15 protein-coding genes are annotated in these 19,387 nt (G+C 55.6%); 6 read left to right on the forward strand and 9 right to left on the reverse strand.

Features of this window, described 5'->3' with window-relative positions:
* Positions 1-22 precede the first annotated feature (22 nt).
* From M9H61_RS05375 to M9H61_RS05385, 3 genes are all read right to left on the reverse strand, one after another.
* Positions 23-1,078: a DctP family TRAP transporter solute-binding subunit gene (locus M9H61_RS05375; RefSeq protein WP_068517381.1), complete on the reverse strand. Its 1,056-nt coding sequence runs from the start codon at positions 1,076-1,078 to the stop codon at positions 23-25.
* A gap of 99 nt (positions 1,079-1,177) precedes the next feature.
* The gene (locus tag M9H61_RS05380) at positions 1,178-2,458 is read right to left on the reverse strand and encodes a TRAP transporter large permease (RefSeq protein ID WP_068517380.1); all 1,281 of its coding nucleotides are present in this window, start codon (positions 2,456-2,458) and stop codon (positions 1,178-1,180) included.
* A complete protein-coding gene (locus M9H61_RS05385; protein ID WP_068517379.1) occupies positions 2,455-2,976 on the reverse strand; it encodes a TRAP transporter small permease in 522 nt (173 codons plus the stop codon). The genes M9H61_RS05380 and M9H61_RS05385 overlap by 4 nt, the downstream gene beginning before the upstream one ends.
* A gap of 207 nt (positions 2,977-3,183) precedes the next feature.
* Between M9H61_RS05385 and M9H61_RS05390 the strand changes: the two genes are divergently transcribed.
* The 3 genes from M9H61_RS05390 to M9H61_RS05400 all read left to right on the forward strand — a co-directional run bounded on the left by M9H61_RS05390 (position 3,184) and on the right by M9H61_RS05400 (position 5,518).
* Positions 3,184-3,573, forward strand: a complete 390-nt coding sequence (locus M9H61_RS05390) for a RidA family protein (RefSeq protein ID WP_068517378.1) — start codon at positions 3,184-3,186, stop codon at positions 3,571-3,573.
* A gap of 67 nt (positions 3,574-3,640) precedes the next feature.
* The gene (locus M9H61_RS05395; RefSeq protein ID WP_068517377.1) at positions 3,641-4,525 is read left to right on the forward strand and encodes a MurR/RpiR family transcriptional regulator; all 885 of its coding nucleotides are present in this window, start codon (positions 3,641-3,643) and stop codon (positions 4,523-4,525) included.
* A gap of 42 nt (positions 4,526-4,567) precedes the next feature.
* A complete protein-coding gene (locus tag M9H61_RS05400; RefSeq protein ID WP_250283797.1) occupies positions 4,568-5,518 on the forward strand; it encodes a sugar kinase in 951 nt (316 codons plus the stop codon).
* Between the two features lie 12 nt (positions 5,519-5,530).
* On the opposite strand, the gene M9H61_RS05405 is transcribed toward M9H61_RS05400, so the two are convergent.
* Positions 5,531-9,967: a translocation/assembly module TamB domain-containing protein gene (locus M9H61_RS05405; protein WP_250283799.1), complete on the reverse strand. Its 4,437-nt coding sequence runs from the start codon at positions 9,965-9,967 to the stop codon at positions 5,531-5,533.
* The gene (locus tag M9H61_RS05410) at positions 9,964-12,042 is read right to left on the reverse strand and encodes an autotransporter assembly complex family protein (RefSeq protein WP_250283803.1); all 2,079 of its coding nucleotides are present in this window, start codon (positions 12,040-12,042) and stop codon (positions 9,964-9,966) included. Before M9H61_RS05410 ends, M9H61_RS05405 begins: the two co-directional genes overlap by 4 nt.
* Before the next feature lie 301 nt (positions 12,043-12,343).
* On the opposite strand from M9H61_RS05410, the gene M9H61_RS05415 reads away from it, so the two are divergent.
* Entirely contained in the window at positions 12,344-14,314 is a 1,971-nt protein-coding gene (locus tag M9H61_RS05415) for a GNAT family N-acetyltransferase (protein WP_250283805.1), read from the forward strand.
* 32 nt (positions 14,315-14,346) lie between these two features.
* Here the strand turns inward: M9H61_RS05415 and M9H61_RS05420 are convergent, their stop codons facing one another.
* The 3 genes from M9H61_RS05420 to M9H61_RS05430 form a co-directional block, all read right to left on the reverse strand.
* Positions 14,347-15,474 carry a GNAT family N-acetyltransferase/peptidase C39 family protein gene (locus M9H61_RS05420; RefSeq protein WP_250283807.1) on the reverse strand — a complete coding sequence of 376 codons (1,128 nt, stop codon included), beginning with the start codon at positions 15,472-15,474 and terminating at the stop codon, positions 14,347-14,349.
* Positions 15,475-15,636: 162 nt separating this feature from the next.
* Complete coding sequence (locus tag M9H61_RS05425) at positions 15,637-16,050, reverse strand: TIGR01244 family sulfur transferase (protein WP_250283810.1); 414 nt, start codon at positions 16,048-16,050, stop codon at positions 15,637-15,639.
* Positions 16,051-16,212: 162 nt separating this feature from the next.
* Positions 16,213-16,437 carry a DUF2892 domain-containing protein gene (locus M9H61_RS05430; RefSeq protein ID WP_068517372.1) on the reverse strand — a complete coding sequence of 75 codons (225 nt, stop codon included), beginning with the start codon at positions 16,435-16,437 and terminating at the stop codon, positions 16,213-16,215.
* 185 nt (positions 16,438-16,622) lie between these two features.
* On the opposite strand from M9H61_RS05430, the gene M9H61_RS05435 reads away from it, so the two are divergent.
* Both M9H61_RS05435 and M9H61_RS05440 read left to right on the forward strand, forming a co-directional pair.
* On the forward strand, positions 16,623-17,363 hold the full coding sequence (locus M9H61_RS05435) for a TenA family protein (protein WP_250283812.1): 741 nt from the start codon (positions 16,623-16,625) through the stop codon (positions 17,361-17,363).
* Positions 17,360-17,851, forward strand: coding sequence for a GNAT family N-acetyltransferase (locus M9H61_RS05440; RefSeq protein ID WP_250283814.1), 492 nt, complete (start codon positions 17,360-17,362; stop codon positions 17,849-17,851). Before M9H61_RS05435 ends, M9H61_RS05440 begins: the two co-directional genes overlap by 4 nt.
* Positions 17,852-17,906: 55 nt before the next feature.
* On the opposite strand, the gene M9H61_RS05445 is transcribed toward M9H61_RS05440, so the two are convergent.
* The gene (locus M9H61_RS05445) at positions 17,907-19,244 is read right to left on the reverse strand and encodes a 3-carboxy-cis,cis-muconate cycloisomerase (RefSeq protein ID WP_068517370.1); all 1,338 of its coding nucleotides are present in this window, start codon (positions 19,242-19,244) and stop codon (positions 17,907-17,909) included.
* Positions 19,245-19,387 lie beyond the last annotated feature (143 nt).

Here is a 19,387-nt window from a genome sequence, read left to right on the forward strand (position 1 = left end):
CCCCTTCGGCAGATGGAACGGCTTATTCCATGTAACGGCTGGCGTTGGCCTTATCGACTTCCTGCTGGAACAGGTTCAGAAGCTTGACGCCTTCGTCACCGAGGCTTTCCTGAACGTGTTTGACCACGACCGGCTGGGTTGCTTCTTTGAACTTTTCACGGTCTTCAGCCGACAGTGCGGTGATTTCCATTTTGTCCTTAAGACCGGCAAGGCCACGATCAGATGCCTCGATCACGCGCGAAACACCACGGCTTGCAACAACGCAAGACTGCGCAGCGTAACGGATGATTTTCTGCTGATCGGCGGTCAGGCCATCCCAGAAGGTTTTCGACAGCATCATGGTGTAAGGCGAGAACAGGTGGTTGGTCAGTGTCAGGTAGCCCTGGACTTCGTTGAACTTGGCAAAGGTCACAGTCGGAACCGGGTTCATCTGGCCATCGATCACACCGGTCTGAAGGCCGGCATAAACTTCACCCCAGGCCATCGGGTATGCTTCTGCACCCAGCGCCTGCATGATTTTCTGATGCGACGGCAGCGACATGGTACGGATACGGATGCCTTTGAAATCTTCAAGCGTCGCGATGGAATGCTTGGAGTTGGTCACCGCAAAGAACCCGCCGGTATCGGGGAAGCCAAGAACCTTGACGTCACCAAGGGTGCCTTCGATATCCGATGCAAGTGCCGAACCGAACGGACCGTCAAACACATCATAGGTCGATGCGTTGCTGTCGAACGCGAATGCAAGGTTCAGAACATCAATGCGCGGATAATAGGATGCCAGCGCACCGGTCGAGGTCAGCGTCGCCTGAATCAGGTCATCGCGCACCATCTGAACATGTTCGGCAGCCGAACCAAGCTGGTTGGACGGATAGACTTCGACCTTGATTTCGCCATTGGTGTCAGCTTCGACAATATTGGCAAAAACCGCGGTGCAGGCATGGGCCGGGTTTTCAAACGGGTCGGCCTTGTTGTCATGCGCGAATTTCAGAACCTTGGTTTCGGCAAACGCCATCGAGGTGCTGCCCATCAGCATCGCAGTGGCCAGGGCAGCAGCGCCCAAACGCTTTACGGTTTTCATTCTTACCTCTCCTTGATGTAACGACTTTATGGTGTCCGGCATCTTGTTTTGGTGCGCGCCCCGGCCCGGACTGACCGGGGCTGTCTTCAACCTGCTGGCCTAGCGGAAGCCAAGCAGTCGCGGTATCGCGAGTGCCAGATCCGACCAGAAGGCAAACAGGAACAACACGCCCAACTCGGCCAGAAGGAACGGCCAAAGCTGTGCTGCAATTTTTTCAAGCTTTTCACCCGTCACTGATGACAGCACGAACAGACAGGCCCCGACGGGCGGCGTCATCAGCGAGATATTGAGTGCAAGGACAAAGATGATCCCGGCATGGATCGGGTCCATCCCGATCTGAAGGGTCAGCGGAACCAGAACCGGCGCCAGAATGATCAGAATGGCATTGATATCCATCACCATGCCGATCATCAAAAGCAGCCCGACAATCATAAAGATCACGATATAGGGGTTTTCCGAGACGCCCAGAACGAGGCTTGCGACTTCTTGCGGGATGCGGTTGAAACTCAGCCACCAGCCAAGAATCGACGCAAAGGCAATGATCACAAAGATCACCCCGGTCACACGTGCCGTGCGCACCAGCATCTTGAAGAAATCCGCAAAGCTGAGCGCGCGATAGATGAACACCCCGATGAACAGCGCATAGCCGACAGCAACCGATGCCGCCTCGGTCGGTGTGACAACCCCGCCAAGAATGCCGCCAAGAATGATCAGCGGCATGATCAGGGCGGTAATCGATGATTTGAAAATCTGCCAGATTTCCAGAAGTGTCGCCCGGCGTTCATTTTTCGGCAGGTTCTTGGCACGCGCAGTCACGGCAATCACGGTCATGCAGATCAGACAGATCATCAGACCGGGCAAGATTCCTGCGGCAAACAGACCACCGATCGAAACCCCCATCAGCGACCCATAAACCACCATCAGGCCTGACGGCGGAATGGTCGGGCCGATGATTGATCCGGCCGCAGTAACCGCACAGGCATAGTCGCGGCGATATCCGCGTTCAACCATCGCAGGCACAAGCGTCTTGCCAAAGGCCGCCGCATCCGCGGTCGCCGCCCCGGTCAGACCGGCAAAAAAGACGGATGCCAGCATGTTGGTATGGGCAAGACCACCGCGCATATGCCCGACAAGGGCCTGTGCGAATTTGACCAGACGGCTGGTAATGCCGATATGGTTCATGATTTCGCCAGCCAGAATAAAGAACGGCATGGCAAGGAACGGGAATACGTTCAGACCGTTAAATACCTTACTTGGGCCCTGGGACAGGAACATCCCCCCGCCCATGTCAAACAGGCCGACAACGCCCGCCACACCAAGGGCAAAGCCGATCGGCATGCCCAGAACCATCAGAATAACAAAGATAATGGCGACGATCATTCTGCGCCCTCCGCAAGATCAACCGGGATGAAACGGCCCTGATCACGCAAGGCAACAAGAAGAAGCTGGATGGCTGCCAGAAGTGCCGAAACAGGCACTGCGGCATAGGGAAGTGCCAGCGACATGCCGAAAATCATCGCCTGTCGGCGCATGCCGCCTTCGGCAAAACCAAATCCGTAGATCGCCAGATACAGGAAGGCTGCAAGCGCAATCAGATCGACAAGAAACAGGATGGTGCGCTGGATCGGCATTGGCAGGCTTAAGACAAACATGCCGATCCCGATATGTTCGCGGCGCGCAATCCCGGCCGAAATCGCCAGAAGTGCCGCCCAGATCATCAGATAACGGGCAAGTTCTTCGGGCCATGGCAATTGCCAATGGAAAATGTATCGGTCAATAACCCCAAGCCACACATCAAGAACCAGAACCAGCATCAGAACCGCGATCACGCGTTCAACACCCCAGTTCAGGCCACGGCTTAACATTGCTGCAATGGTTTCAACACGGCGTAATGCCATCTTCGCCAAACTCTCCGCTGATGAATCTTTTGTGTATTTTTTCTACATATTGAGTATCATTTTGTAGCTTGTCTACACATTTTTGACATTAAAAGCACAATTTTTCGGCTATTGACCGAAATTTGAAACTGATTTAGGTAGTTAAACTACATTTTAAACAGGATATTGTTTTTACAACGATCCATCAGCCAAAGCAGGGAGTTTTCAATGGCGATCAAACATTATGGCAATGAACGCAGCGGTGCCGGCGGACAGAAATTGCCGTTTTCACCCGCAGTTCGCGCAGGCGACTACGTCTATATTTCCGGTCAGGTCGCAATGAAGGAAAATGGTGAAATCGCCTATGGCGGTATCGAAGACCAGACCCGTCTGACCATGGAAAACGTCAAGGCCGCACTGGCACTGGCCGATTGCACGCTTGATGATGTCTTCAAGATCAATGTCTGGCTGGCTGATACCCGCGATTTCTGGACCTTTAACCGCGTTTATGCCGAATTCTTCCCGGGTGAGCGTCCTGCACGTTCCACGGTACAGTCCCAGATGATGGTTGACGCAAAGATTGAAATTGAAGCTATCGCCTACAAACCGGAAAAGTGATATTTCCCAAAGGGGTGCCAATTTTGGCACCCCTGCCCGACCTTTGAAACAGAACCGGACAAGACCCATGCAACCGACGGCCGACATTATCAGTTTGCTGCGTAACCAGTCGGGTGAATTCCCCAACCGGGAACAGCTGGTTGCCAATTATGTCAGCGAAAATCTGGAAGCGGTTACCACGATTGCCCTTTCCGATCTTGCCAACAATGTTGGCGTCAGCGAACCGACGGTCATTCGTTTTTGCCGGACACTGGGTTGCGACGGGTTCCGTGATTTCAAAATGCGTCTGGCGCAGAACCTTGCGGTCAGTATGCAGTATCTGACATCCGAGGACATTTCGGATGACACAACAGATGCAGACGTTCTTTCAAGTCACGTTCTGGGCGTTATCATCGACAATTTGCGTCTTCTGCGCGAACAGATTTCATCAAGCCAGGTCGATCAGGCCGCCGATATTCTGGTCAAGGCCCGCCAGATTGCGTTTTTCGGCGTCGGGGGTGGTTCGACCACGGTGGCGTTTGATGCTGCCAACCGGTTTTTCCGTCTGGGCATTCCGGCACAATCGCAAAGTGACGGCTATTTGCAACGCATGCTGTCGTCAACGTTGGGACCGGACGATGTGGTTTTCGCCATTTCGACCAGCGGTCGCCCGACCGAGCTGATCCATTCCGCCGCCATCGCCCGGCAATATGGTGCCAAGGTCATCTCGCTGACCAATCCTGACAGCCCGCTTGCTGCGGAAAGCGATCTTGTCATCGGGATCGAGATGCCTGAAAACCCCGATATCTATAAACCCACGGCAACGCGCCATGCGTTTCTGGCCACCATCGATGTCATTGCCACCGCTGTTGCGCGCCGCATGCCAGATCAGGCAAAAGAAAAGCTGCGCCGTATCAGATCGTCCCTTCTGACGGTCAATCTGCCGACCGGGCGCCAGCCCATTGGGGACTAGGCGCGCCTACCAAATTTATTTGCCCCGCACAAAGGTTACCCCATGCCCCAGATCGCATTTATCGGTGAATGTATGCTTGAACTTTCCGGGGCACAGCCCGGGTCTGTTTTCGGCGCTGCAAAGCTTGGCTTTGCCGGGGATACGTTAAATGCCGCGACCTATATGGCGCACACCAGCCGCCTTCTTGATCCGGCACAATCGGGGTCGGCTGCCTATATCACGGCACTTGGTCGCGATGCCTATAGCAATGCGATGATTGCAGCCTGGCAGGCCGATGGCATTGCGACCGATCTTGTCCGCCAGATCGACGGCGCCCTGCCCGGTCTTTACACCATCCAGACCGATGCGACCGGCGAACGAAGCTTTTCCTATTGGCGCGATCAGGCCGCTGCCAAACAGGTTCTGGCGGGCGGACATGACCAGACCATCAAAAATGCTTTTGCGCGCTTTGACGGGTTTTATCTTTCGGGGATCACTCTTGCGATCCTGTCGCCTGCTGACCGCCAGAACATGATCAGGCTTGTCGCCGAATATGCCGATCAGGGTGGTAAGGTTTACTTTGATACCAACCATCGCCCACGCCTTTGGCCTGATGCCAAAACCGCAATCGAGATCTATCAGGCGATTGCGCCATATTGTGACACAGTACTTCCGACCTTTGACGATGATGCTGCCCTTTTCGGGGATATATCCGCGCAACAGACGGGCCAAAGATGGCTTGATGCCGGTCTGCGCGAAGTTGTGGTCAAATCGGGCGGTGCGCCGACCTATTGGTGCAATAGTGACGGACAGTCGGACTTTGTGACCCCGCCCGTGATCACCGACATTGTCGATACAACATCGGCCGGTGATTCCTTTAACGGGGCGTTTCTGGCAGCACGGTCACACGGCAACAGCATCGAAAACGCCATTGCCGTCGCCCAAAAGGTCGCAGGAATGGTGATTTGCCGCCACGGGGCGCTGGTTGATATCAGCGACCTGAAATTCGGCTAAGTTCGCCCCGACCTAGTAATCCAGCCGGTACTGAACACCCGCCTTGCTGTCGATTTCAGTGGTTTCGCTGGTCACGCTGATATTTGGCGTGACTTCAATTTCGACTTCAACCCCGCTTGATCCCGGTGTTGATCCGGCCTTGGTGCCGACATAGACCCCCTCGGTCAGGTATTTGCCGACCTTGACCTCGGGCCCGTTTTCACCACCACCGACCTGAAGTACATCGGCACCGATAAAGCGCCGGACACTTCCGACCACATCAAGCCCACTGCCCCCGCCTGAAAGCTCGTTCACGGCACTGGCCAGCTGCACGGCTTCGACAGCACTCAGGCTGCCCTGGGATTTGCCAAACAGGACCTGGGACAGAATTTCATCTTCGGGCAAGGACGGCACCGACGTCAGAACCAGTTCCGGATCGCTTGACGGCCCCTGGAACCCGGCGGTGACTTCCAGATCGGCCGTGGTATAGACGCCTTTGATATCAAGCATCGGATCGGGTGGTGATCCACCGGCGAAGGTGATTTTGGAATCCTTGATGACGAATGTCTTGCCGATGATATCAAGCTGCCCGCGCAAGGCGGACAATTGACCGACAATGCTGGGGTCATCGGTGGTGCCCGAAATTTCAAGGCGCCCGCCCCATTCGGAGTCAAGCCCCTTGCCGCGCACAAACAGGCGGCCGGGAATATCAACGGTCACGTCAAGATTGCCGGAAAAACCGTTATCCTTTTCAGCTGCCTTGCGGGCTTCTTCCTTTTCTTCCTCGTCGGGCAGATTGGCGACTTCGATCGTCGGAACGGATTCCGGCAGCGCGAGCGACAAATCCACCTCGCCACGCTGAACGGTAACCGTGCTTTCGATATCGGCACTTTCCTGATTGCCGGTAACCTTGGTGTCAACATCGGCCCAGAATTGCAATTCATCGACCCGCGACAGGGCGAAATTGCGCAAGGTGGCGGTTACGTCATAGGCCGCCTCGCCGCCATCCTTCATCGTCAGGTCAACCGATGCATCAAGTTTGCCGTTGCCGCCATCAGTTGCGGTGATTGACGGGATCGAAAGCCCGTTCTGATCAAATTCGCCCGCAAGCGTAACCTGTTCAAGGATCGTACCATAAACAAGGTTCTCGTAATGCCCGTCAGACAGGCCGAGATTGCCTTTCCAGCCGATATCATCAAGTGTTCCGGCAACATCAAGTTCCAGATTAATCGTGCCCGATACCTGATGATCCGGCGCCGGCACATAGGGCCAGAATTCGGCAATTTCGCCATTCATCCGCACACTTGCCGATACCGGTGCGGCAAGATCAGGACTGAAATTCTGCGCAAGGACCGAAACCGCAAGCGGGACTGTTCCCTGCGCCGACAGGATTTTGACATCGCGATTGCCAAGATTGGCCGTCCCGTTAAGGATCCCCTTGGCAAGATCAAGGTTAAGAACCATTTCGAACGGCTCCATATCCTTGACCGTGTTTGCGGTAATGCCACTGATCCGGCCTTTGACTGCAGCCACGGGCAAAGCGCCCTTGGTCTCGCGCAAGCTGGCCGACAGATTTGCAACACCGCTTAGCCCGTCATACCCGGCAATTCGGCCCCATGGCCCCAGATCGACATCATCAAGCGAGAGGTCACCGGCAATCGATTTCTGACCTGCTTCCTGCGCAACCGTTGCCACCAGACGACCGGACCCGACGGTTATATCAGCATCCAGATTTTGCTGACCGTTTGCTGCCATGACAAATTGCAACGGACTGCGCAGCTTGATGGTCTGGTCACTAAGCGCAAAGTCGAACTTGTCCGCGACCACACGGATATCATCCCCCAACCCGATATTCGCAGCCAAATCCGCCGACATCGGAACATTGCCCTGATAAAATCCGGTCGTGTTCATCGTGACGTCAAAGGCATCCAGCCCACCCATAATCCCGATGGTAACGTCATCAATGGCGATGGGTGAAAAGACGATATCCTTGCCATCAATATCGGCCTTGATATCGGGCTGGGCAAAGGCATCACGGATTGTCGCGGCAATATTCACATTCTCGATCATTGCCGGATTGCCATCGGGCTGCTGATCAATACGCAACCCTTTGGCCAAGGCCGACAGCGTGACGGTTTGGCGCCCGTCTTCCGGCACAAAGCCGATATCGCCGCTGATCGTTCCATTGGCAAAGGGCACCCCGAAATCGCCAAACATTTCGGCATCAAGCTTGGTTAGCTCAAGACTGCCCTTCATCGGGACGGCATACCCCGGCAGAACAAGTTCGCCGCCCAGATCCAGAAATTCACCGCGCAACAGAATGTCGCTGATCAACAGATCATTTTCCGGCAGGCGCACATTCGCCGCGATGTCATAGGCATGCTTGCCCAGATTGAACGAACCGCTATTGCGCAGCGCCAATACCGCCTGATCAGACCATGACATGCGGCTCGATAACACCACATTGTCAATGCGTTGTCCGCCGGCTTTGACATTTGGCACCCGCAAGTCGATCTGACCGGGCGGGGCGGCAATATCCCCGTCCAGACGCACCGAAAGCTTTGCCGGTGCAATCGCCACCCCGATATCGGGTGGCACCGTACCCGGCGCGACATCAAAATCGGCCGTAACAGCAAGACGTTCGAATTCGTTTGTGATGTCGACTTTGACCGGTCCTTTGAGCGTTGCCGCATTTACCGCATCCAGATCAACCGCCAGATCAAGGTTGGGCAGAAGTGCAACCTTGCCCGAAATCGTGGGGGACGGTCCGACAATCCGGTCAAGATCGGAAATCCCGAACACGGTTTGTGTGCCCGAAACCGTCACATCACTTTTCATGCCGTCCTGTTCCGACCAGCTTAGATTATCAAGCGTAACCTGCCCCTGCCCGCCAAGATCAAGACCGGAAATCGGCGCAAAGATCGACAGATCGGCAACATCACCGACCAGCTTGGCGCCGTTAAGCGACAATGTGTCATCAATTTCAGCAGCCCCGTTAACCGCCATTTGCGGCGCAGTCAGCACCAGTTTGCCGACCGATATCCTCGAAAAATCCGGGTTTACCAGCGCATTGAGCGAAAGTTCCTGATCCGCACCCAAAAATGCGCCAAGGTCGCTGTCCTGCCAGACGGTGCCCGATGTCGATGCATCAAGGCTTGCCGCAACCGGCCCGTCCCCATCAGATGCCGGCATATTGGCGCGCACTTGCATGCGTGCGATCGTCGAAACCGGTGTTGCAACATCCTGACCATCAATCGCAACGACAAGACCGGGCATGGCAAGATCGCCATTGACCTCGACCGACAGCGCAACCTGCCCCCAGCGTACCGCATCATCAAGCAGCCCGGACAAGGCCGGATCGATATCACCATCCAGCCGTGCGGCAATCAGATTTTCAGCCAGATCAAGATGTGCACTTGCCGACAGATCAAGCACATCTGCCATCGCAACCGTGATGCGATCAAAGGCAAGTTTTTGATCATCCGCATTGAATGCCCCGCCAATGCCAAGGGCAATATCCCCCCTTAGCGGTTCGGGCAAATCACCGGAAATACGGTCAAATGTCTGAACCCCGCCATCCAGCGAAAAGGCCAGAATATCGGATGACAATTGCACACCGACATCGCTGGTCAGCGCCGCATAACCGCCTGCGGTCAGTTCAAGCTTACCATTCCAGTCATCGGCCGGGCCATCCCCGGCAAGCTTGATGCGCACATCGGGTGCAATATCGGGCGTCACCCCCGCAAAGGTCATGACCACACCTTCGCGGCCCAGTTCCCCGTCAATTCTGGCCGACAGTCGCTGTTTGGGGCCATCAAAATCAAGATCGACATCAAGCTGATCGCTGCCACCATCAAGTGGCTGCAAATTCAGCGCAGCTGTCGCCGAAAGATTGGTGCCGATCGCGCCATTGGCCTTAAGGCTGTATAAAAATCCCTTGCCCGAAACCGGATCAACCAGCGCAATTTCGCGAAGATCAATCGCATCAACCGACACAGCAAGCGGCAAACTGAACCCGCCACCGTCATCTGGGGTTTCGTCATCGGGGGTATCGGGAAGACTGCCATCAGGAAGCACGATGCTGGCCGTTTGCAAACCGACGTGATTGATTTGCAATTTCCCGCCCAAAAGGGCCAGTGGCGACCAGTCAAAATCGACCTGGTCAAGATCCAGGTGAAAGCCGTCTGCCGCGCGTTCCATTCGCAGGCCGTCAAGTGTCAGCCCGGTCCACAAGCTGCCCTCGATCCGGCCAAGCTCAAATGAACTGTCAGTCGCAGCCGAAACCGTTTCATTGATCATCGGCGTCAATGCGCGCAATACCGGGCCGGTCCCGGCAATCCCGACAACAGCAGCCACCGCAAGGACGGTGCCGCCAACACCAAACGCACCGTAACGCGCCCATTTCAGGGCTGGTTTACGGCGTTCATGTTCATGCGGCTTATTCTCTGACGGAAGTTCAGACCTGGTCAAAATGCCTGCCCCAGACTGATGTAGAATTGATAGTCATCATCGACGTTTTCACGCTTATCAAGTGGCACGGCAACGTCAAAGCGCAATGGCCCGACGGCGGTGTAATACCGGAAACCGAGACCGGCCGCCCATAACAGGGAAATGTCTTCGGGTTCGCTGCGCGCATAGACATTGCCGCCTTCGACAAACGGCACAACGCCGAAACTTTTGGTGACCCGGGCCCGGAATTCAAAACCGAGTTCAAGAACCGAACGCCCGCCAAGCGGATCATGATCATCATCAAGGGGGCCGACTTTCTGATATTCATAACCACGGATCGACCCGCCGCCACCGGAATAATAGCGTTTGTTCGACGGCAAATTGCCGCGTTCCTCGCCAATGATTGTCCCGGTCCGCGCCCTTGCGGCCAAAACATAATCCCCGTCATCATCAATCGAAAGATATTGCGACCCGGACAGCGACACCGATGTGAAATTGGTATCATGATCGGTCAGCCCCATATAGGGCGACACATTGATTTCAAACCGCGTTCCGCGCGTTGGATCAAGCGGATTGTCCGTATTGTCATGGCGCAGGATACCGCGCAAACCGGCAAGGTAGAATTCCTCGTTCGGGGAATCCGATCCGGTCAGGTCGGAATATTCCGCCGTCACGCCAAGGGTCGTCGACCAGTTTTCACCAAGCGGGCGTTCGACACCGACAAAACTGTCAACCGTTGCACCCTGATAGGCATCGGTATCATTGTTTTTTGCATTCGCCTCGGCCACCAGGGCCTGTTTGCGTTGCAGGAATTGCGGTTTTTTGAATTCCGCACTTAGACCCTGTTCAAGGCTTGAGGCATCGGCACCAAGCCGCAACCGTTCACCGGCACCGAACAGATTTCGATGTTCCCAGAATGCGTTGGCGCCCGGGCCATCCGCAGTCGAAAAATCAACCCCGCCGCCGATTGACCGCATTTTGCGTTCGACCACATTGATTTCAACCGGGATCTCGCCGCTTTCGCCTACCGGGCCCGCGACCTTGACGATCACACTGTCAAACAGGTTGGTCTGCGCCAGATCGCGCCGCGTTTCGCGCACCCGTTCGGGACTGTATTGTTCGCCGGCCCGCCAGCTGCGATATCCCGCGATGAAATCCTGATCGACCTCGTCGGCACCATTGACCGTGACCGCGCCGAAATTGGCCTTTGGCCCGGTTTCAAAGGCATATTTGATCGAAATGGTTTTCTGTGCGGTATCGGCCATCACCGTGCGCTTGGTCGCCTTGACCAGCGGATAGCCCTGATCACGCAGGATATCGACACCGAATTGTTCACCAAGAATGATCGGTTCTGCCGTGGCGCGCTGACCGATTTGCAGGCGGGTTCTTTCAAGTTCGGCATCGGTTGCCGGGCGTTCGACGACTTCGTCCGGGCGCACAATCACCAGGTCAACCGACGCAATCAGATATGGCGCACCGGTATCAATCATATAGGTCAGAACAAGCGGTGTGGGTGCGCCATCGCCATTCTCACCATTATTACCGTTATCACCGTTTGCACCATTGTCGCGGTTATCAGCTTCATCAACCGTGTCTTGCGATGCGGTGCCATTCACCGTGTCATTTGCGGTGACATCGTCATTTTCATTATTCTCGCTGCCCGCCGGATTGCCGTTTTCTTCGACGGGCGCGTCATCACCGGTTTTTTCGGTGATCTCGAACGTGATCTGTCCGTCATAGAATCCGTTGGATCGCAGAACCGCCTGGAACCGTTCAACATCATCTTCGGCCCGGCGTTGCAGTCCGGCACGCGATGCGGTCGGGCGTGACTGTAACCGGCGCGCGGTACTGACCGCGTTCAATGCCTCGATCAGCTGTTCTTCATGATCGTCAATGCCGGTCAGTTCCACCTCATAGGGGATGGTGGTGCGCAGATCAGCCGGGGCTTGTGATTCGCCATTGCCAAACCCGAAATCCAGCCCGCCAATTCCTTCGTCAGATGAGCACGCAGCCAGCATCGTTCCCGCCATCAATAGCGGAACGATCGCAGCAGATCGCCCATATGATCCAAATTTGCGGCGGATGCGGCTTGTCAAACGTCATATCCCTTGTGCTTTGTGTCCGGTCAGGTGACGCCAGTTAACATCGTTTGGCGTTCTTTTATACCCTTTGATCCCATCAGGGATTGTTGCAAACAGAATTGTTGTTATTTTCAAAACAGCGAACTGAAAACACCATATTTTCATTCATCTTACAGGTCGAGTGTCACCTGTGCCACTTCCCATGAAAAAATGGCATGGCTGTGAACAATATTCGCACTTGTGAGCTTTTTGGTTTGAGCGTACCGGGAGTTGCGCGCAACATATGCATCACATCCAATCGCAGGAGGTCCGTCTCGTGGCTTCGACCCAGACCAATACCGTCATTATTCGCAACGCAGTACGTGCCGACCTTGATGGGCTTTGCGCCCTTGAGACCGCCAATTTTCAAAGCGACCTGATTTCGCGCGCCTCTTTTTCGCGCTTCTTGCGTCAGGCATCTGCGCGTCTGCTTGTTGCGGATGCCGGCGATGCCGACAAGCCGGCCATTGTCGGATACGGATTGCTGCTGTTGCGGGCCAATGCGGTCGTCGCCCGGATTTACTCGCTTGCGATTTCACAGGAATGGCGCGGCAAAGGTCTTGGCACACAGCTTCTGGCGGGGCTCGAGAATCTGGCAATGGATGCCGGTTGCCATCGTATGCGCCTTGAAGTGCGGGTTCAAAACGACACCGCGCGCAATCTGTATGAGCGCCACGGCTATCAGAAGGTTGCCGATCTTCCGGGCTATTACGAAGATGGCGGTGATGGCATTCGCCTTGAACATGCGCTCTATGACGGTCAGACCGATGTTACCCCGGCGGTTGCCACCGGTGCGCCGCTGATCCTTGTTGATCGCCTGTCCGATCAGCGTTTTGCTGTTTCGGGTGCGCGCGTCATGCGGGTGCGTGACTATCTTGCGCTTGATCACGGGGTGCGCAACCGCCGTGTGATCAACCTGTGCCAATCCTATGAATATCTGTCGCGCGGCTATTATTGCAGTCTTCTGGCTGCTGCGCGTGCCGAACGTGTCATTCCCGAGGCCGATGTGCTTCTGGACCTTAACTGGAAGCGTCTTCAGAAAACCGCGCGTTCGGAACTCAGCCCGCAGATCATTGATGCCCTTGCAAAATCCGGCCATGGCCCGGAACAGGCACCGGATCATATTGACGTTTATTTCGGACGCACAGCCGACAAACGGTTCCGCCAGATCGCCGAACGGGCGTTTGACCAGTTCCGCTGCCCGATCCTGCGCCTGCATCTGAACAAGCAGGACCGCAAGATTTTGCGCGAAATCGAAGCCCCGTCCCTGGGTCAGCTTGATGACAGCAACCTTGCCGAATTTGAAGCAGCCCTTCGCGCCTATTTGCGCGGACGTGTGCGCAAGCAGGGCAACGTCACCCCGCCGACCGCACTGGTCGCGATCCTGCATGACCCGGACGAAGTTTTGCCGCCGTCTGACAAGAAAGCATTGGCAAACTTTGTTCAGGCCGCATCCGATCTTGGTGCCAAGGCCGAACTGATCACGGCCAAGGATTTCCATCATCTTTCGGAATTTGATGCACTTTTGATCCGCGAGACAACGGCCCTTGATCACCATACCTATCGATTTGCCAAACGCGCGGTAAAGGAAGGCATTCCGGTGATTGATGATCCGGACTCGATGCTGCGTTGTACCAACAAGGTTTATCTGGCCGAGTTGCTGCGCACCCATCGTATCCCGGCCCCGAAAAGTGCGATTTTTGACAAACGCCGCATTGCCGAAATCGGTCAGCAATTCAGCTTCCCGTCGGTTCTTAAAGTGCCGGATGGCTGCTTCTCGCGCGGGGTGCGCAAGGTGAAATCACCCGAACATCTTAATGAAGTCGCGACCGAGATGTTCAAGAACTCGGAACTTCTGGTCATTCAGGAATATGTCGAAACGACATTTGACTGGCGTATCGGTGTTTTGGGCGGCGAGCCGATCTTTGCCAGCCGCTATTTCATGGCGCCGGGCCACTGGCAGATCGTCAAACATGAAGATGACGGCAAAAGCTTCGAGGAAGGCGGGTTTGAAACGCTTGCGGTTGAAGATGCGCCTGCCGATATCGTTGCAACCGCCCTTGCCGCGGCCCGCCTGATGGGCGATGGCCTTTATGGTGTGGACGTCAAGGAAACCCCGCATGGCCCGATGGTGATCGAGGTGAATGACAACCCCAATGTCGATGCCGGGGTCGAGGACGTGGTTCTGGGCATGGAGCTATATCGCCGCATCATTGCGCATCTTCTGGGCAAGATTGCCCGCCCCTGAATTCGCAATCGCAGAATAAAAAAAGGCCGGGTTTACCCGGCCTTTTTGTCTATGAAGACGGCGGCTTGCAGTTTGTCGCGCCCGTATCTTGCCATCAGATCAAATTCGTTGCGCAGGATCGGCACCGACAAACAATCACTGCCATTAAACGGTTCGTGATCATCGCCGATATCGGGATCACTCACATAGACAAACCGGTCGTCAAAGCCCGACACCACGACCCAATGCGGGATCTTGTCACCGTAAATGCGGTACTGGCTGATCAGGACCAGCGCCATCTTGCCCTGTTTGGCGCGTTCTTCGATTTCGGCCACACCAAACGGTCCAGTCGTCACGGCAATGCCGGCATCCTGGGCCTGACGGGCAAAATCATAATGCACCAGTTCGACCACTTCGCGGTTTTTGGGTTTGCGCACCGTATCAACAAAAAGCGGCCCGTCGCGGCTGCTTAGCACCTCGGCACCAAATCCGCGACGATTGGCCGCCAATGCCAGTCCCAGCGGACCACATCCGCCGTGGCCCGATGTCATGAACACGGTGGTTGCTTCGCGCCACAAGGCAATTTCCAGATTGCGATCAAGTTCAAGTGACGGATCAAGCGCATTCATCGCCATCATCAGGGCCGCCGGGCCGCAGGTGAATGGCAATGTCTGGTGATAGAAATGAATGGGGGATGGCAGACGCAGGGCATTGGGCACCAATACCTTTTCCATGCGCAACGCGTCGGAATGATCGGGGTAATAATCCGGATAAAGCGCAAACTCAGTGTAGCCCGCCGCATGAAACAGCGAAATGGCGCGATCATTTTTCTGACTGACTTCCAGACGCAGGATTGGCGCACCGAAATCAAGGCTGAGTTCTTCGGCCCGGGTGATCAATTGCTGCCCGATCCCCTGCCCGCGCCAGTGCGGCGATACCGCCAGGGAATAAAGACGCGCAAGCGCGACATTGCGCCGGAAAATCACCAGCGCATAGCCAACCACGCCGTCATCGGTGCAGGCAACGCACAGACGCGCGGTTTCGCTTCCGACAAAGCGTTTGAATGCGCGCCGGTTCAGCCGGTCAATTTCAAAGGATTGATCTTCAATTTCGCACAGCGCATCAATGTCGCCAGGCACGGCCAACCGGATATCAATTTTGGCCTTTTCACGCGTATTCAAAGTCACACCCACAGCAGAAAATCTGACACACGGTATCATACCGTCCTGTCATATCGACATGATTTGCAAAAATGCGATAGTGCAATTTTGGCAGGCGTGCCGCGCATTTATGCGATGGGGACCGTTCCCATCGCATAAAGGTCAATAAACGGACAGCCGCACTTAGGCGCGCGCAGCAATGCGCGGCAATAGCGGCGACATGTCATAACCGGCATCGGATGCCGATTTGATAATGTCCTGAACCGGCAGATTTCCGGCATTGGCCAGCGACCACAGGATCGTGCAACGCGTGCCGGTCCGGCAATAGGCAAAGATCGGCTTTTCCGCCGCGGCAAGATTGGCGGCAAATGCGTCGGCATCGGCGTCCGAGACATTGCCGCTTGCGACCGGCTGGAAAATTGCCTTGATGCCGGCGGCTTCGGCCTTGGCGGCAATCTCGGCAAAGGATGGCTGGCCCGGATCTTCATTATCCGGGCGGTTACAGATGATGGTCTTGTAACCGGCCTTGGCAATCTCGTTGATCGCATCAAGTGGCAATTGCGGGGATACCGTCAGGTCGTCGCTCAGGCGTTTCATTTTTCTGTTCCGTTATGTCTTGCCGATGGCGTACCGCAATCTGCCCGTCAAAACGGACATGCGCAGAACACCTTAACTGATACGGATGCCACTATAGCGCGGTCGTTGCAACCGCTTGAACAGAAAATTGTCATGTGCAGACGACTGACAGCAACCCGCACGTTATTTCGAAAGCGGACAGGTCCGAACACCCAGCAACAGATAAAGCGGGCAAAACCGGAAGGCCGCCGTCAATAACATGACAATCCCGGCGGCAACCATCACCCAGCCGAATGTCCCATAGGCCACCATCCCCTGTTCGGGTGTTGCCATAATCAGCGGCAAGGCAATCAGAAACGCACCGACACAGGCACGCAATACGCGATCAATCATCCCGACATTTGCCATGACATCCTCCTTGGGCCGTCGCTGTAAGATCACACAATCATTATATCATTATGTATTGATTTACATTGATAATGATCAATTGGCGGCTAATTCGAAGACATGTGATTTGGATTATTGCCCTTATATGAGCAGCATGTAAAAAGGGGAAAAATCAAAACACATCAAAACACATCAGGAACCGTGCCGTGACGATCGATATCCCCCAGCCTGCTGCGGCTTCATCCGCCCCGGATTATCCCGAATGGAAGCACGCCAACCCGGACGGCAGATTTTCAGATTGGCTCAAGGCATCGGTTGCTGAAAACTGGCATCGCGTCACGCATCATCCCTTCACGGATGCCTGGGGTCAGGCGGCAATCCCCAAACGCAATCTTGAAAACTATCTTATTCAGGATCATCGCTTTATCGACCGGTTTGTTGCCCTTCTGGCTGCTGCGGTATCGCGCGCCCCGACATTGAAGGACCGCATTCCCGGCTGCCAGTTTCTGGCTCTTCTGACCGGGGCTGAAAACACCTATTTCGAGCGATGCTTTGTCGCACTTGGCGTTACCGATGAGGCCCGTGCAACACAGCCCGACTGGCCTGCCACCAGCGATTTCAAACAATTGATGGCCGATGCCGCCAACGGCACCAGCTATGCCGATATGCTGGCTGTACTTGCCGTGGCCGAAGGCACCTATCTTGGCTGGGCGGACCGGGTCAACCGGTCCCTGACAGAACGTCCCAAGGATTTCTGGTATGCCGAATGGCTTGATCTTCATGTCGGTGCGTATTTTGAAAGTGTGGTTGGCTATCTGAATGATCAGCTTGATCAGGTTGGCCCCACCCTGTCGGCATCGGACCGCAACGGCTGCCTTTCGTTCTTTGCGCGGGCAACGGAACTTGAAGTCCGGTTCTTTGACACCGCGTGGGGATCAGCGCAATGATCACCATTCGCCGGTTTCGCGACGAAGATGCCGCGACAATGACCGACATATATACCCGGGCGGTCGCCGAACTCGGCCCGAAATCATATGGCCCGGAACAGGTGGCGATCTGGGCCAGCCTGCAACCAAATCCCGATCAGTTCAAAAAACTGATGACCGACGGGCGTTACTGCCTGGTCGCGGTTGATCAGAATGATCGTGCGGTTGCCTTTGGCGATGTTGAACCCGATGGCCATATCGGATTTTTATATGCCAGCCCCGATGTGGCAGGAACCGGGGTGGTTGCCAGCCTTTATGGTGAACTTGAAAACGCCGCCAATGCGCAAAATATCGGCAAGCTCTATTCCGAGGCCAGCGAACTTGCCAAATCCTTCCTGCTTAAACAGGGGTTTTCCGTGGTCGAGCGGCGCGACTTTGAAATCAATGGTGTTCCGATCCACAATTATGCTGTTGAAAAGCGCCTGCGCAAACCGGGCCAACCCGCATAAAAAAGGCTGCCAACGGTCCAACGCTGGCAGCCTTTTGAATTTGAGCCCGGTTTGATCAGTCGCGCAATCCGCGTTTGGCTGTCCCCAAAACACGATCGATGAACAAATCCGCCTGCCCGACATAGTTTGCAGGATCACCGACCTGTGCCCAGTTTACCGGCGCGTCGGTCAATTTGGGCAATTCATCAAACAGGTTCGACCCGTTTGCCGATGATTTGGCAATGGCGTCCTTGACCAGCTTGTCCGCGGCATCACGCCCGATATGGTCGGCAAGGGCAAAGGTCGCGGCTTCTGCCAGCATCGCCCCGCGCGACAATTCAAGGTTTTCGGCCATGCGCCCGGTATTGATTTTAAGGTCCGGCACCATATCGACGGCCTGCGCCAATGCCGTTCCCGCCGCAATAATGATCTGCGGCAAGGTCAGCCATTCCAAAAGCCAGCTTGACCCGCAACGTTCATGATCATGAAGCTGTGACTGGCTGAAAACGCCAAGTTGCCCGGCATTGAAGCGTGCCAGTGTCACAAGCATTTCGGCCTGCACCGGGTTGGATTTATGGGGCATGGTAGATGACCCACCGCCCTTGCCCGGCTGGACTTCGGCGATTTCCGATTGCGCCAGCAAAACAAGATCCTGACCCATTTTGCCAAGCGCGCCGGTTAACGCTGTTAACTGGCTTGCGAAGTCCACCAGCACATCACGCTGCGCATGCCAGGGCATATCAGATGCCGGAAGATCAAGTTCTTCGGCCAGGTTGCTTTCGACATCGGCGGCCTTTGCCCCGATTGATGCCAGCGTGCCCGCCGCCCCGCCAAAGGACAGCCGCAACAAATCCGCCGCCAAGCTGTCGATCCGCCGGTCGATCCGCACCAGCGGAGCCAGCCAACCGGCTGCCTTCAGGCCGAATGTTGTCGGAACAGCCTGTTGTGAACGGGTGCGCCCGATCATCACGGTCTTGCGATGTGCATCTGCATGGGCCGCAAGCGATCTGGCCAGTTTGCGAATGCGCCGACGGATGATGCCGATTGCATCGCGCAACCGCAATACCAGTGCGGTATCAACCACATCCTGACTGGTGGCACCGAAATGGGCGAACCGGGCATCTTCACCGCCAATTTCGGCCTTTAATGCCTTGACCAGGGCCGGGACCGGCACACCGGCACTTGCCGTTCCCGCCGCCAACGACGCCGGATCCGGATTGAAATCGCGGCAAACTTCGGCAATCCGTGCAGCACTTTCCCCCGGAATGACGCCTGCGCGGGCTTCTGCCGCGGCAAGGGCAGATTCAAACAGCAACATCGAGGCAATCTGTGCCCGGTCATCAAACAGGGCCGCAATTTCCGGATCGGAAAACAGCCCGCCAAGCAGGGCCGAGTCAAAAGGCGAAATCGTCATCAGGTCAAATCCACCATGGTAATCAGGTGCGAATTCATAGTGTCGCGCTGTGCAACGGGTTGGTCAACAACGCAAAAAGAAGCCCCTGCCCGTTCAGAAACATCTGAGCGCACAGGGGCGTCTTTCAACTCATTGGCAAATCA

The organism is Thalassospira sp. GO-4 (assembly GCF_023588965.1).
Lineage (GTDB): Bacteria > Pseudomonadota > Alphaproteobacteria > Rhodospirillales > Thalassospiraceae > Thalassospira > Thalassospira povalilytica.